Here is a 13,205-nt window from a genome sequence, read left to right as displayed (position 1 = left end):
TCGGTAGGTCCGTATTCGGAATCGTCTTGGAAACACCGCGTCGAGGGCATCTCCGAGCATGCGAAGCCCGCTCCGCACGCCGGAAGATGCGCCGCTCAGGGGCCGGATGGCACGGTGGGCCGGACCGACCATCGCCCCTGAAGGAGGCGCACTGTGGTGTCCGCCGCTGTGCCGACGCAAGAAGCACCGACCGCGATCCCGTCCCGCGAGGAGCTGGTCCGCCGCGCCACCGGCCTGGCCGAGACGCTGCGCGCCAACACCCAGTGGTCGGAGGAGAACCGCCGGGTGCACGACGAGACGATCGCCGCCGCCGCCGAGGCCGGGCTGTTCCGGCTGCGCACGCCGAAGCGGTACGGCGGCTTCGAGGCCGACACCCGCACCATCTTCGAGGTCGCCACCGAGCTCGGCCGGGTCGACGGGGCGGCCTCGTGGGTCACCTCGGTGTACTGGATCCCGACCTGGATGACCTGCCTGCTGCCGGATCCGGCGCAGGACGAGGTGTTCGCCACCCCGGACGTGCGCATCTGCGGCACGCTGAGCCCGAGCGCGATGGCCGAGCCGGCCGAGGGCGGCATCGTCGTCAACGGCAAGTGGAGCTTCGTCAGCGGCGCCCTGCACGCCCAGTGGCAGCAGATCGTGGCGGTCCTGGTGCACCCCGAGCACGGCCCGGTCCCGATCATCGGCGTGGTCCCGATCGACGACCTGAAGATCGTGGACGACTGGCACACGTCGGGCCTGCGCGGCACCGGCAGCGTCACCACGATCGCCGAGAACGTCTTCGTGCCGGGGCACCGCTTCGTGCTGCTGCCGGCGATCCTGCAGGGCCAGCACGCGGGCACGGCCAACGCCGGCAGCCCGATCTACCGCGCCCCGCTGCTGCCGGTCGCCTCGGCCTCCTCCGCCGGTACCGCGCTGGGCCTGGCCAAGGGCGCGCTCGACGCCTTCCTGGGCCGGCTGCCCGAGCGCAAGATCACCTATACGTCCTACGAGCGGCAGGCCGAGGCGCCGCTGACCCACCACCAGGTCGCGACGGCCACCATGAAGATCGACCAGGCCGAGTTCCACGGCCACCGGCTGACGTCCCTCGTGGACACCAAATGCGCCGACGGTACGGCGTGGACGGTGCTCGAGCGCGCGCAGGCCCGGGCCGACCTCGGCGCGGTCTGCCGGCTCGCCAAGGAGGCGGTCGACATCCTGCAGACGGCCAGCGGCGGCTCCTCGATCTACCACGACGTGGCCATCCAGCGCATCCACCGCGACATCGCGGCGGTGAACCTGCACGCCCTCATGCACCCCGACACCAACGACGAGCTCTACGGGCGCGTGCTGTGCGGCCTCGAGCCCAACACGCTGTACATCTAAGGGGAGAAGCGCCATGACCGACATCCCGCAGGAAGATCTCGCCGCCGTCACCGCGCTGCCGCAGCGGCTCATCGAGGCGTGGTCCAAGGCCGACGCCGCCGCCTTCGGCGACCTGTTCGTCGAGGACGGGACAATGATCATGCCCGGCCGGTACTTCCAGGGCCGCGCCGCCATCGAGGAGTTCATGGCCCAGGCGTTCGCCGGCCCCTACAAGGGCACCCAGGTCACCGGCACCCCGCTGGAGCTCAAGGTGCTCGACGCCAACGCGATCGTGCTGGTGTCGCTGGGCGGCGTCATCGCCGCCGGCGAGGACGAGCTCAGCGAGGCCGCGAAGATCCGGGCGTCCTGGGTCACCACGAAGCGCGACGGTCAGTGGCGCCTCGCGGTGTACCAGAACAGCCCCGTCCAGGCCGCCTGACCGACCGCGATGGAGGCCACCGTGAGCGCACGAGTCGGAGAGTGTGCCGTCGTCCTGGGCGGCGGCATGGCGGGCATGCTGGCGGCCCGGGTGCTCGCCGACGCCTACACCGAGGTTCTCGTCATCGAACGGGACAACCTGACCGGCTCCACCGGTCCGCGCAAGGGCGTGCCGCACGGCCGGCACGCCCACGCGCTGCTCGCCGCCGGGCACCAGATCATCGAGGAGCTCTTCCCGGGCCTCATCGACGACCTGGTGGCCTCGGGGGTCCCGGCCGGCGACCTGGCGCAGAACCTGCGCTGGTACGTCAACGGCCGCCGCCTGCAGCCCGCCCCGGCCGGCCTGATCAGCCTCTCGGCCACCCGCCCGGTCCTCGAGGACGCGGTGCGGGCCCGGGTGAGCGCGCTGCCCAACGTGAACATCGCCGACGGCTGCGACATCACCCGCGTCACCACGACGAAGGACCGCTCCCGGGTCACCGGCGTGCGGTACGTCCGCCGCGAGGACGGCAACACCGACGAGGAGGAGGTGGCGGCCGACCTCGTCGTCGACGCCACCGGCCGCAGCTCGCGCACCACGGCGTGGCTGGCCGAGCTGGGCTACGCGCAGCCGCCGGAGACCCGCGTCAAGGTCGGCCTGGCCTACACGACCCGGCACTTCCGGCTGCGCACCGACCCGTACGGCACCGACCTGTCGATCAACCCGATCGCCACCCCGGACAACCCGCGCGGCGCGTTCTTCCCGAAGCTGCCCGGCGACATGAGCATGTGCTCACTCACCGGCCTGCTCGGCGACCACCCGCCGGCCGATCTCGAGGGCTTCCTGGCCTTCGCGAAGTCGCTGCCGGTACCGGACATCTACGACGCCATCCAGGACGCCGAGCCGCTCGACGAGGGCGTCACGTTCCGCTTCCCGGCCAGCGTCCGCCGCCACTTCGAGCGCCTCACCGCGTTCCCGGACCGGCTCCTCGTCATCGGCGACGGGGTGTGCAGCTTCAACCCGGTCTACGGCCAGGGCATGACGGTCGCCGCCCAGGAGGCCATGGCCCTGCGTTCGCAGCTGCGCTCGGGCCGGGCGCCGGACAGCCGTCGCTACTTCTCCGACATCGCGAAGATCATCGACGCCCCCTGGGAGATCTCGGCGGGTGCGGACCTGGCCTTCCCGCAGGTCGAGGGCAAGCGCACGCTGAAGGTCCGGATGGCCAACAAGTACATGTCCAAGCTGCACGCCGCGGCCACCCAGGACGGCACGCTGACGGCCGCCTTCATGCGGGCCGCCGGTCTGGTCGACCCCCCGACGGCACTCATGCGCCCGAGCGTGATGCTGAAGGTCCTCCGGGCGCCTTCGAACTGACGCCGAACCACGAACAGCGGGGCCGTCCACTTCGGACGGCCCCGCCGCCGTTGACGGGCCGTTGGCTTTACTGCTTTACTACGTGCCTAGTAAAGCGGGAGGTCAGGTGTTCCATTTCCGGCTCGACACCAGCTCCGGCGTGCCGCCGTACCTGCAGCTCGTCCAGCAGGTTCAGCAGGCCGTCCTGCTGGGTTTCCTGCAGCCCGGCGACCGCCTGCCCCTGATCCGGGAGGTCGTCGAGTCCCTCGCCATCAACCCGAACACGGTGGCGAAGGCGTACCGCCAGCTGGAGCAGGAGCGGCTCGTCACCGGCCGGCCGGGACACGGCACGTTCGTCACCGAGACGCTGCCGGCCGCGGTGCTCCCGGCCACCTACACCGCGCTGCGGCACGGCCTGCAGACCTGGCTGCGCCGTGCCTACGCCGCCGGGCTCGACGATCGCGCGATCGCCGCACTGTTCGCGAGCGTCCATCACCAGACGAATCCGGAGACGGGCACGGAGGCGGAGACGGCATGACGGACCAGCCCGCGCTGCGCACCCGGAACGCCGGCAAGCGGTACCGCAAGGCCTGGGCCCTGCGCGACTGCACGCTGGAGCTGCCGCCGGGGAGCGTCACCGCGCTCGTCGGCCCGAACGGGGCCGGCAAGACCACCCTGCTGCGGCTGTCGGTCGGGCTGCTCGCGCCGACGGCGGGATCGGTCGAGGTGTTCGGCGAGTCGCCCGCCACGAACAGCGTGGAGGTCCTGGCCCGGATCGGCTTCCTGGCTCAGGACCACCCGCTCTACCGGCAGTTCACCGTGGCGGACCTGGTGCGCTTCGGCCGCTCGTGCAACGTGCGCTTCGACCGCGAACTGGCGGTAGCGCGCCTGACCCGGCTGGGCATCGCGCTGGACGCCCGGGCCGGCGCGCTCTCCGGCGGGCAGCGGTCCCAGGTGGCGCTCGCGCTGGCGCTGGTCAAGCGGCCCCGGCTGCTGGTGCTCGACGAACCGATGTCCAGCCTGGATCCGCTGGCGCGGCAGGAGTTCCAGCAGACCCTCATGGGCGCGGTCGCCGACGGCGAGCTGACCGTGTTGTTCTCCTCCCACGCCGTGCACGAGCTCGAGCGGGTCTGCGACCACCTCGTGGTGATCAACCACGGCCGGGTCGTGCTCAGCGGTGACATCGAGTCGCTGCTGGCCGAGCACCGCCTGCTCGTGGGTCCGCGGGTCGAGACCGATCCCCGGTCCGTGGTCGAGGTCAAGCACAGCGACCGGCACACCACCTTGCTGGTACGCCAGGCGGCGGCGCCGGTCATGCCCGGTTGGCAGGCCGGCCCCGTCGGGCTGGAAGAGCTGGTCCTGGCCTACCTGCGCCGGCCCGCTGCGGACGAGGAGGAGGCGGCATGACGTGGATGGTGTGGCGCCAGCATCGCGCCGAGGCCCTGGCCCTGACGCTCCTCGTCGGCGTCGTCGCCGTGGCGCTGCTCGTGCTCGGCCGGCCGATGCACGCCCTGTTCCCGCTGGGCCCGGCGCACTGCCTGACCACGCCGCTGGATCAGGGCTGCCGCGCCGCGCTGGTCCGGCTCCGGGAGGACTACGGCTACAGCACCACGATGCTGATCCTGCTCAACTTCGCGCCGTACGCGATCGGCGGGTTCCTCGGCGCGCCGCTGCTCGCCCGCGAGCTCGAGGCGGGCACCTGGCAGCTGGCCTGGACGCAGGCGGTGCCCCGCCGGCGCTGGCTGGCGTTCAAGATCGGGGCGCTCGGCACCGTCAGCGTCCTGCTCGCCGCCGGCCTGGCCGCCGTGATCGCCTGGTACCGGCAACCGCTCGATCTGCTGGGCGGCGGGCTGGACATCACCGCGTTCGATCTCACCGGCACCGCGCCCGTGGCGTACACGCTGTTCGCGTTCGCGCTGGGGGTCGCGGCCGGGGTGGTGCTGCGGCGCAGCCTGCCGGCGGCCGCCGGGGCGCTGCTGGTCTTCGTGGCGGTGCGCGTCACCGTCGCCGGCTGGATCCGTCCGCACTTCGTCGCGCCGGTCACCCGCATCGAGGCGTTCGTGCCGGGGTCCGGCGACATCCCCGAGGGCACGTCGAACGTGCGGGACATGGTCCTGGACCAGGGCTTCGTCGACGCCGACGGCCGGCGCATCACCGGGCTCGCCGCCGTCGTCCTCGAGGGCCGGGCCCGGGAAGGGGGCGGCGACCCGAGCGTCTACCTCCACGACCACGGTATCCAGCACTGGGTCGTCTACCAGCCCATGGAGCGGTACTGGACCTTCCAGCTCATCGAGAGCGTCACCTTCGCCGTACTGGCCGTGCTCCTGCTGGCGCTGGTCTTCCGGCGGATCCGCCGTCCCGCGTTCTGAACCTGGACGGACGCGGGACGGCGGATGCGTGGTGCCGGGCCCGGTCTAGGACCGCGAGGCGGCGGGGGAGAACTGGCCGGGACGGCGGCCCTCGCCGGCCGGGCCGCGGTAGGCCTGCGCGATGTCCAGCCAGCCCTCCGCGACGGCCCCGGTCGCCTCGAGCGCGAGGTCGTCCCGGTGCCGGCGGCGGGTGACGAGCAGGCAGAAGTCGACCGCCGGGCCGCTGATCCGCTCGGTGGCGTCCGCCGCGCCGAGCTGCCACGGGGCGCCGGACGGGGCGATCAGGTCGAAGCCGAGCGAAACCTCCGGCGTCGCGAGACCGCGCGAGATGTACCCGAAGTCCCAAACCCGCACCGCGAACTCGCACAGGTACCGCAGCCGGTCGCTGTGGGATCGGGTCACGCCGAGCCCGTCGGCGATGTCCTGGCCGTGGCCGAAGAGCTCCATCATGCCCGCCATGGCGAGGACCGGCGCCGGGATGGGGCGCACCAGCCACGGCACGACCTGCCCCTCGGGGACGGCGGTCAGGGCCGTCTCGGCCGCGATCCGCTCCTCGCGGAAGCGGCGCAGCAGCACGGCGGGCTCCTCGGCCAGGTACGGCGCCATGGCCCGCTCCACGTTGCCGCTGAAGTCCTCGTTGAGGTGCGCGAGGAGCTGGCGGAACGCGTCGGGCTGGCCGGCCGCCATCGCGGCCATGCGGAACGTGGCGGCGAGGTGGGCGACCTGGTGGGCGACGGTCCAGCGCGGCGCCGGGGTGGGCCGGGTCCACTGGTCGGCGGGCAGGTCGGCGACCAGCCGGTCGACGTCGGCTCCGTCGGCCGCCAGCGCGGCGATGACATTCTGTCCGGTCATGCGAGGTGCCTTTCGGTGAGAGGGGTGAGCAGGGCGGCGGTGCGCCGGCGGGCCGCGGCGAAACTCGCCCAGGCGGTCACCGCGATGAGTGCGTCGTCGGTGGGCAGGGCCGCGCGGGCGCTCGCCACGATGCCGTCGGTCATCCGGTACGCCGCGATCGCCGTCAGCAGCGCCAGATCCGCGACCGGCCGCTCCTGCGCCGGCAGCCCGGCGGTCGCACCGTCGAGCCAGGGACGGCTCCCGACCGCGATGTCGGCCTCCACGTCGAGCCGTGACTGGACCAGCCGCAGCAGCGCGTCGGACAACCACGGCCCCGCCCGCAGCGCGAGGACCGAGACGGCGTGGGTCACCGCCTCGGCCACGTGCGGCGCCGGGGCGGCCCAGGCCAGGTCGGACGGCAGCGCGGTGCCGCTCAGCAGCGGCTCGTGGGCCGGGCCGGGTTGCACGACGGTGCGGGCCATCGAACCCATCAGGCGGGCGGCGACCTTCGTGACGAACGCCGGGGCGCGCGCCGGGATCGGTGACGGCGGCAGGAAGACGCTCACCATCCGGTTGAGGTAGTGGAACGTGAGAGCCACGCCGGCCAGTTCGGCCCGCGCGGCCGGGGACAGGTCGCGGATCAGCCGCAGCTGCGCCGGATCGGCCCGGCCGGCGGCCCAGGCGGCAGCGGCGGGGATCAGCGGGTCGGCGGCCGGGCGCAGGCCGTCGAGGGTGGCGCTGTGGACGGTCACGCAGTACGGGCACTGGTTGGCCCGCGAGACGCCCGCGGCCACGGCCTCCTTCACCGCGCGGGCGGCCGCGCCGGTGGCGAGCAGCGACTCGCGGAGCAGGCACCAGGCCGCGCCGAGGACGGCCGGGTCGGCGGCGTGCAGGGCGATCGGCGGGGCGAGCATGCCGAAGTCGCGTTCCACCTGTGCGTACACCGCGGCGACCGGGGCCGGAGCGCCGGTCGCCGCGATGGCACGGACATGGCGGATCTGCTGCAGCGGCACGCGGCGCGCGACGGGGCGGATCAGCCGGTTCATGGGCTCAGACCACGGTCGTGGTCAGACCGGCGCGGGCGATCGCGTCGCGGGCCGTGGTCTCCCCGGCCGGGCCGGGGGCGCCGCCGCGCACGGCGATCCCGCGCTCCTGGGCGGCGCGGATGATGCCGGGGATGGCCCGCTCGGCCAGGGCGGCGATGGTCAGCGCCGGGTTCACCGTCAGCGCGGTCGGCACCGCCGAGCCGTCGGTGACGAAGATGCCCGGGTGGTTGCGCAGCTGGTGGCCGTCGTCGAGGGCGGAGGTGGCCGGGTCGTCGCCGATGCGGCACGAGGAGAGCGGGTGCACCGTGTAGGCGCCGACGACGTCGTTCGTCCACGGCATGACCCGCGACAGGCCGTCCCGCTCGAGGATGTCCTTGATCTCGGCGTCGGCCAGTTCCCAGCCGCGCCGGGTGTTCTTGGTCGGCTGGTACTGCAGCGTGCCGTACCCGAGCATCTGCTGCGAGAAGCGGTGCGCGTTGCCGGTCTCGGGCGGCGGGCCGAAGACGCCCTCGTTGTCGTCCTCGGACATCGTGAAGATGGTCAGCCACGACTGCCAGCGCCGCAGCATCTCCTTCTTCTCCTTGCCGAACCAGCTCGGTCCGGACGCGTCGGGGATCTGGGCCAGGATCGTGCCGAGGCCCGGCGGGAAGTACAGCTGCTCCAGCGAGAACCGCTCGTACTCCGGCAGCGTCCCGTCGAGCTTGTCCCAGCTCGCGACCGTCGGGCCGCGGCCGATCTGGTTGGCCGCGTAGGCCTTGCCGTCGGCGCGGGACAGGCCGAGCACCTCGCGCACCCGATCCTCGTCGAACACGGCGGTGTTGAGCCGCTCGCCGTTGCCGGAGAAGTACCGGCCGACGCCGTGCGGCATCGGGCCGAGGTGCGGCTCGGAGCGCTGCAGGATGACCGGGGTGGCCCCGGCGCCGGCGGCGACGATGACGATCTTCGCGTCGATGGCGCCGGCGTCGTGCAGGATGCGGTAGTCCTCGCCGTCGACGACGCGGTAGTGCACGCGGTAGCCGCCGTCGCCCGTCCGCTCCAGGTGCTGGACCTCGTGCAGCGGGCGGATCTCGGCGCCGTGGGCCAGGGCCGCAGGCAGGTAGTTGAGCAGCAGCGAGCGCTTGGCGTCGAACTTGCAGCCCGACATCATCCAGTTGCAGTTGGTGCACAGGTCGACGTCGACGGCCGAGGGCACCGGGTTGGCGGTCCGCCCGGCGTGGGCGCAGGCGGCGCCGAAGAGGCCGCCGGCGAACGGCACCCGCTCCCACTGCTGCTTGGTGATCGGCAGCGCCTCCTCGACCCGGTCGTACCACGGGTCGAGGGTTTCCCGGGACACCGCGCCCGGCCACACGCGGCGGCCGATGCTGCCCTGGCGCTCGAAGACGAAGCTCGGCGTGCGGGGCATGGTCGCGAAGTACACGACGCTGCCGCCGCCGACGCAGTTGCCGCCCAGCACGCTGATCCCGTCGCCGATGACGAAGTCGAAGATGCGGGTGCCGGACTTGCCCAGCTCGAAGTCGTGGTCGAACTCGTCGGCGGCCAGCCACGGCCCGCGCTCCAGCACGACGACCCGGGCGCCGCCGGCGGCCAGGTGGTACGCGGCGATGGCGCCGCCGAAGCCGCTGCCGATGACCAGGACGTCGGTGGACTCGATGCTGCTCATGCCGGGCTCCCGGAGGCGGTGGTGTGCGGATGCATGGGTGCGAGCGGGCGGCCGTACGAGGCGGGCTCGAAGCGCCACAGCCTGTCCGGCCCGGGCGGCGCGTAGCCGATGGTCAGCAGGCCCGGGTGGCCGGCGGCAAGGGCGTCGGCGGTGCTGATGTGGGCCGCGCTGTCGAAGGCCATGTTGCTGAACAGGGCCAGGCCGACCCACATGCCCTTCTCGGGGTTCTCCGGGCCGACGAGCTGCTGCACCAGCGCGGTGCGGTGTTCGAAGGGCAGGGCCACGAACGGCGGCAGCGCCTCGTCCAGCGCCAGGCTCTGGGCCTGGGCGTAGCCGGCGGCCTGGGCGTTGAGGCCCATCGACAGCGGCTCGAGCACGTCGGCGAGGCCGCCGGCCGGGTGGGACAGCAGCTCGAGCGCCCCGGACGTGACCGCGCCGCCGCCGGTGGACACGCCCGCGATGGCGTGGTCGTCCGGGTGGCGCTTCTCGCCGGGCACGATGGTGTCGGCGAACGCCTCGAGCGTCATCAACGCCACGGGATCGGCCACCGGGGGGCCGGGTTGAGGGTGCACCACAGGTTCCTCCTGTCGCGAAACGGGGATCGCGCGGGGGCCGGCCGGCCGCCGGTTCATCGTTCCCGCGGGCTTGACGGGGCCGCATCTCCGTGCGTGCGGGGGAGCACAGGGCCGAAACGCCCCGCCGGCCATCAGAGCAATCTGGAAGAACTGCCGGGGCGGGAAGGACGAGAGGATCGGCGGCGGAATGCGCACTCGCACCGTGACGCTGCGTCGACAACCCGGGGAGTGGCCCATGGCTGCCAACGACTCATACCTGCCCGCCGCCGCCGGTTTCGCGGCACCGGGCGGCCTGACCGGCTGGCTCAGCGGCAGCCGGCACCGCACCGCGGTCAACCTGTTCATGGTCGTCGTGCTGGCCCACTGGGCCGAGCACGTGGCGCAGGCGTTCGAGATCTACGTGCTGGGCTGGAAGCTGCCGGCGGCGCGCGGGGTGCTCGGCCTGCCGTTCCCGTGGCTCATCAAGTCGGAGTGGATGCACTACGGCTACGCGCTGATCATGATCCTGGCGCTGTGGTTCCTGCGCGCCGGCTTCCACGGCCGGGCGAAGACCTGGTGGATGGTCGCGTTCGGCATCCAGTTCTGGCACCACATCGAGCACCTGCTGCTGTTGCTGCAGGCGCAGACCGGGCACTTCCTGTTCGGCAAGGCGGTCCCGACCAGCGTGCTGCAGCTGGTCTTCCCGCGCGTCGAGCTGCACCTGTTCTACAACACCATCGTCACCATCCCGATGGTCATCGCCATGTACTACCACCTGCGGCCGAACAAGGCCGAGCAGCAGGAGGCCACGTGCACCTGCGCACCGGAGTCGCGGCCGCTGGCCTCCGCGGGCGTATGAGGCGTCGCCTGCTGCGGGCCGGGGCGCTGCTGGTCGTCGCCGGGGTCGCGGTGCTGATGGTGCTGGGTGCGGTCCGCCCGACCCAGCTGCGCACCGTGAGCCCCGGCGACGGGGCCACCCTGACGGCCGGTCCGGACGAGGTGGCGCTCACCTTCGACGGCACCCCGGCCCTGGCCGAGTTCCACCTCTCCGTCACCGGACCCGACGGGCGCCTGGTCAGCCAGGGCGACCCGCGGCTGACCGACCGCCGCCTGGCCGTGCCGGCGCGGATCGCGGGCGACGGGACGTACCAGATCGCCTATCACGTGCTCTTCACCGACGGCCGTGAGGTCACCGGGAGCACCGGATTCACCGTCGCCGCGGCCGGCGTCGCCGCACCGGGCAATCCCGCGATCACCGTCGCGGCCACCCAGTCCGACCACGACCACAGCGGCGGGGGCGACCCGTTCAACGCCTTCCTGGCCGTCCTCGGCGTCGTGCTCGCCCTGACCATCGTCGCTCTGCTCCTGTGGCGGCCCCGGCCCGAGCGCCGGCAGGCCCTGCGCGACGCCCTCGCCGGGAGCCGCCCGCCCAGCTGACTTTCGAGGAGGCCCGACGTGGCAACACTGTTCGGATCCGTACGGCGGCACATCTTCACGCCGTCCCTGCACGACGTCACCTTCGCCGCCCGCGGGTTCCCGGTCACGCCGAGCGCGGCCACCCGCCGGCTCGAGGCCATCCCGCAGTCCGTCATCTGCGGCTTCGAGTGGGGCATCGAGACGAAGACCAACGACGAGCTCGAGCGGCGCCTGGAGTTCATCGACGCCCCGCTGCGCGGCTTCGCCTACGAGGGCGCGGCGATGGCCCTCACCGTCCTGGACGCGATGCGCCCCGGCAGCCGCAGCCGGGCCCGCGAGCTGCTCACCGGGGCCGGCCGCCCGCACACGCTGCTCACCTACATCGGCATCGGCTTCGCGATGTCGCACCTGCCGCGGCCGTTGTGGCGCAACGTGATTCCAGACCTCTCCGGTACCGCGTACTACCCGACGATGAGCTGGCTCGCCGTCGACGGCTACGGCTTCGACCTCGCGTACTTCCACACCGACAAGTGGGTCCGCCAGCAGCGCCGGCCCGCCCCGTACGCGTGGGAGGGCGACCCCGACTACTTCCTGCGCGCCTGCGACCAGGGCGTCGGCCGCGCGCTGTGGTTCATCCACGGCGGGCAGCCCGCCGACGTGGCCGCGACGGTCGCGAAGTTCGCCGAGCACCGCCGGGCCGACCTGTGGAGCGGCGTCGGCCTGGCCGCCACGTTCGCGGGCGGCACCGATCCCGAGGGGTACGCCACCCTGCGCAAGCTCGCCGCCGGCCACGTCCCGGAACTGGCGCAGGGCGCGGTGTTCGCGGCCAAGGCGCGCGACCTCGCCGGCTGCGTGCCCGAGCACACCGGCGAGGCGGTGGGCGCGCTCACCGGGCTCAGCGTCGCCGTCGCCTCGAAACTCGCCGACGACGTCGCGGCCGGCGGGCTGCGCGGCGACGGCGTGCCGGCCTACGAGGTGTGGCGCCGGCTGCTGCACGCGCACTTCGCGGAAATGGCGACCGTCACTCACTAGTTCCGATTCATCAAGCGCCGCGGGCTCGGCCCGCGGCGCTTTTCCATGACCGAAATTGCGCAGGTCGCCGGTCCGCACAAGTGAAGAAGACATTGGTGTACGCGCATGCGAGCGTAGGAAACCAGATCGAGTTTGAGGGGCCTCGAATGACTGTATTCGGAAAGCTTCGTCGTGCGTTGCTCACCCCGAACGTCAAAGAGACGACGATGGCCGTGCGGGGATTCCACGTCAAGAACGACACCGGCCGGGATCTGCTGGAGACGGTGGGCAAGTCCTTCCTGGACGGCTTCGCGGAGGCCGCCGAGGCCCGCACCGTGCAGGACGTCGTGGCGCCGCTGGCCGACGTGCCGGTCCGGTTCCGCGGCTTCGCCTACGAGGGCGCGGGCATGGCCTTCGCCATCCGCGACGCCACCGGCCTGGGCCGCGGCCTGACCCGCGCGTTCCTGGAGGGGCCGGGCCAACCGCACATCTACATGGCCTACGTCGGCGTCGGCTGGGCGATGGCCCGGCTGCCCCGCCCGCTCTGGCGCGGCCTGTACGCCCCGGACCCGCTGCTGCGCTGGCTGGTGCTGGACGGCTACGGCTTCCACCAGGCGTACTTCCAGACCAGCCGGTACGTGTTCGAGCAGTACCGGCACACGAACTTCCCCTGGCCGTCCGGCGGGCCCGGCTGGTACGCCGACCGCGTCATCGACCAGGGCGTCGGGCGCGCGATGTGGTTCGTCGGCGGCGCCGACCCGCAGCTGGTGGCCCGGATGATCGACCGGTTCGCCGAGGACCGCCGGGCCGACCTGTACGCCGGGGCCGGGCTCGCCGCCACCTACGCCGGAGCGGCCGGCGAGGACGAGCTGCGCGACTTCCGCGAGCGCGCCGGGCAGTACCGCCCGGAGCTCGCCCAGGGCTGCGCGTTCGCCGCCGCCGCAAGGGTCAAGGCCGACCTGCTCATGCCCCACAACAGCCTCGCCACGCAGGTGTTCTGCGGCACCACGCCGCAGGAGGCCAGCGACATCACCGACGTCACGCTGGAGCAGCCCGGGACCGCTCCCGCCGGCACCACCGTGCGGCCCGGCACACCCGAGTACGAGCTGTGGCGGCAGCGCATCGCCGGCCAGTTCGTCGCGCTGGGGCGGTGCTAGGCGTGCCCACCGCCCCCGATTCGCTCAGAGCCGCCGCATGTGCAGCAGG

Annotated in this window: 14 protein-coding genes; 10 read left to right on the top strand and 4 right to left on the bottom strand. The window is 72.9% G+C overall.

The genetic code is table 11. The features are described from left to right. Nucleotides 1-153: 153 nt before the first annotated feature. The 6 genes from ACQP00_RS31660 to ACQP00_RS31635 all read left to right on the top strand — a co-directional run bounded on the left by ACQP00_RS31660 (nucleotide 154) and on the right by ACQP00_RS31635 (nucleotide 5,481). On the top strand, nucleotides 154-1,362 hold the full coding sequence (locus tag ACQP00_RS31660) for an acyl-CoA dehydrogenase family protein (protein ID WP_433202059.1): 1,209 nt from the start codon (nucleotides 154-156) through the stop codon (nucleotides 1,360-1,362). Nucleotides 1,363-1,375: 13 nt separating this feature from the next. Then, nucleotides 1,376-1,780 (top strand): SgcJ/EcaC family oxidoreductase, encoded by a 405-nt coding sequence (locus ACQP00_RS31655; RefSeq protein ID WP_433202056.1) that lies wholly within the window; start codon nucleotides 1,376-1,378, stop codon nucleotides 1,778-1,780. 66 nt (nucleotides 1,781-1,846) lie between these two features. Beyond that, nucleotides 1,847-3,133, top strand: coding sequence for an FAD-dependent oxidoreductase (locus ACQP00_RS31650; protein WP_433224064.1), 1,287 nt, complete (start codon nucleotides 1,847-1,849; stop codon nucleotides 3,131-3,133). 106 nt (nucleotides 3,134-3,239) lie between these two features. Continuing rightward, on the top strand, nucleotides 3,240-3,650 hold the full coding sequence (locus tag ACQP00_RS31645; protein WP_433202053.1) for a GntR family transcriptional regulator: 411 nt from the start codon (nucleotides 3,240-3,242) through the stop codon (nucleotides 3,648-3,650). Beyond that, on the top strand, nucleotides 3,647-4,519 hold the full coding sequence (locus ACQP00_RS31640) for an ABC transporter ATP-binding protein (RefSeq protein ID WP_433202050.1): 873 nt from the start codon (nucleotides 3,647-3,649) through the stop codon (nucleotides 4,517-4,519). Before ACQP00_RS31645 ends, ACQP00_RS31640 begins: the two co-directional genes overlap by 4 nt. Continuing rightward, nucleotides 4,516-5,481, top strand: coding sequence for an ABC transporter permease subunit (locus ACQP00_RS31635; protein WP_433202047.1), 966 nt, complete (start codon nucleotides 4,516-4,518; stop codon nucleotides 5,479-5,481). The genes ACQP00_RS31640 and ACQP00_RS31635 overlap by 4 nt, the downstream gene beginning before the upstream one ends. Nucleotides 5,482-5,526: 45 nt before the next feature. On the opposite strand, the gene ACQP00_RS31630 is transcribed toward ACQP00_RS31635, so the two are convergent. From ACQP00_RS31630 to ACQP00_RS31615, 4 genes are read right to left on the bottom strand one after another with little or no spacing between them, the layout of a single operon-like run. After that, nucleotides 5,527-6,333 (bottom strand): TIGR03084 family metal-binding protein, encoded by an 807-nt coding sequence (locus ACQP00_RS31630; RefSeq protein WP_433202044.1) that lies wholly within the window; start codon nucleotides 6,331-6,333, stop codon nucleotides 5,527-5,529. Then, nucleotides 6,330-7,358 carry a carboxymuconolactone decarboxylase family protein gene (locus tag ACQP00_RS31625; protein WP_433202042.1) on the bottom strand — a complete coding sequence of 343 codons (1,029 nt, stop codon included), beginning with the start codon at nucleotides 7,356-7,358 and terminating at the stop codon, nucleotides 6,330-6,332. Before ACQP00_RS31625 ends, ACQP00_RS31630 begins: the two co-directional genes overlap by 4 nt. Nucleotides 7,359-7,362: 4 nt before the next feature. Continuing rightward, nucleotides 7,363-9,018 (bottom strand): FAD-dependent oxidoreductase, encoded by a 1,656-nt coding sequence (locus ACQP00_RS31620; protein WP_433202039.1) that lies wholly within the window; start codon nucleotides 9,016-9,018, stop codon nucleotides 7,363-7,365. Then, nucleotides 9,015-9,545, bottom strand: coding sequence for a DUF5987 family protein (locus tag ACQP00_RS31615; protein ID WP_433202036.1), 531 nt, complete (start codon nucleotides 9,543-9,545; stop codon nucleotides 9,015-9,017). The genes ACQP00_RS31620 and ACQP00_RS31615 overlap by 4 nt, the downstream gene beginning before the upstream one ends. Nucleotides 9,546-9,828: 283 nt before the next feature. Between ACQP00_RS31615 and ACQP00_RS31610 the strand changes: the two genes are divergently transcribed. From ACQP00_RS31610 to ACQP00_RS31595, 4 genes are all read left to right on the top strand, one after another. Further along, a complete protein-coding gene (locus tag ACQP00_RS31610) occupies nucleotides 9,829-10,431 on the top strand; it encodes a hypothetical protein (RefSeq protein ID WP_433202033.1) in 603 nt (200 codons plus the stop codon). Further along, complete coding sequence (locus ACQP00_RS31605; protein WP_433202030.1) at nucleotides 10,428-11,009, top strand: copper resistance CopC family protein; 582 nt, start codon at nucleotides 10,428-10,430, stop codon at nucleotides 11,007-11,009. The genes ACQP00_RS31610 and ACQP00_RS31605 overlap by 4 nt, the downstream gene beginning before the upstream one ends. Nucleotides 11,010-11,027: 18 nt before the next feature. Then, on the top strand, nucleotides 11,028-12,020 hold the full coding sequence (locus ACQP00_RS31600) for a DUF1702 family protein (protein WP_433202027.1): 993 nt from the start codon (nucleotides 11,028-11,030) through the stop codon (nucleotides 12,018-12,020). Nucleotides 12,021-12,166: 146 nt separating this feature from the next. Next, a complete protein-coding gene (locus ACQP00_RS31595; protein ID WP_433202024.1) occupies nucleotides 12,167-13,156 on the top strand; it encodes a DUF1702 family protein in 990 nt (329 codons plus the stop codon). The last annotated feature ends 49 nt before the right edge of the window (nucleotides 13,157-13,205 follow it).

It is taken from the genome of Dactylosporangium sp. CS-047395, assembly GCF_050942185.1.
Taxonomy (GTDB): Bacteria; Actinomycetota; Actinomycetes; order Mycobacteriales; family Micromonosporaceae; genus Dactylosporangium.
This window is presented reverse-complemented; position numbering and strand designations above follow the sequence as displayed.

Bases quoted from the DNA above. Each gene is read 5' to 3' on its own strand.
- ACQP00_RS31655 (WP_433202056.1), top strand. From the start codon at position 1,376: ATGACCGACATCCCGCAGGAAGATCTCGCCGCCGTCACCGCGCTGCCG.
- ACQP00_RS31650 (WP_433224064.1), top strand. From the start codon at position 1,847: ATGGCGGGCATGCTGGCGGCCCGGGTGCTCGCCGACGCCTACACCGAG.
- ACQP00_RS31640 (WP_433202050.1), top strand. From the start codon at position 3,647: ATGACGGACCAGCCCGCGCTGCGCACCCGGAACGCCGGCAAGCGGTAC.
- ACQP00_RS31635 (WP_433202047.1), top strand. From the start codon at position 4,516: ATGACGTGGATGGTGTGGCGCCAGCATCGCGCCGAGGCCCTGGCCCTG.
- ACQP00_RS31630 (WP_433202044.1), bottom strand. From the start codon at position 6,333: ATGACCGGACAGAATGTCATCGCCGCGCTGGCGGCCGACGGAGCCGAC.
- ACQP00_RS31625 (WP_433202042.1), bottom strand. From the start codon at position 7,358: ATGAACCGGCTGATCCGCCCCGTCGCGCGCCGCGTGCCGCTGCAGCAG.
- ACQP00_RS31620 (WP_433202039.1), bottom strand. From the start codon at position 9,018: ATGAGCAGCATCGAGTCCACCGACGTCCTGGTCATCGGCAGCGGCTTC.
- ACQP00_RS31615 (WP_433202036.1), bottom strand. From the start codon at position 9,545: ATGACGCTCGAGGCGTTCGCCGACACCATCGTGCCCGGCGAGAAGCGC.
- ACQP00_RS31610 (WP_433202033.1), top strand. From the start codon at position 9,829: ATGGCTGCCAACGACTCATACCTGCCCGCCGCCGCCGGTTTCGCGGCA.
- ACQP00_RS31605 (WP_433202030.1), top strand. From the start codon at position 10,428: ATGAGGCGTCGCCTGCTGCGGGCCGGGGCGCTGCTGGTCGTCGCCGGG.
- ACQP00_RS31595 (WP_433202024.1), top strand. From the start codon at position 12,167: ATGACTGTATTCGGAAAGCTTCGTCGTGCGTTGCTCACCCCGAACGTC.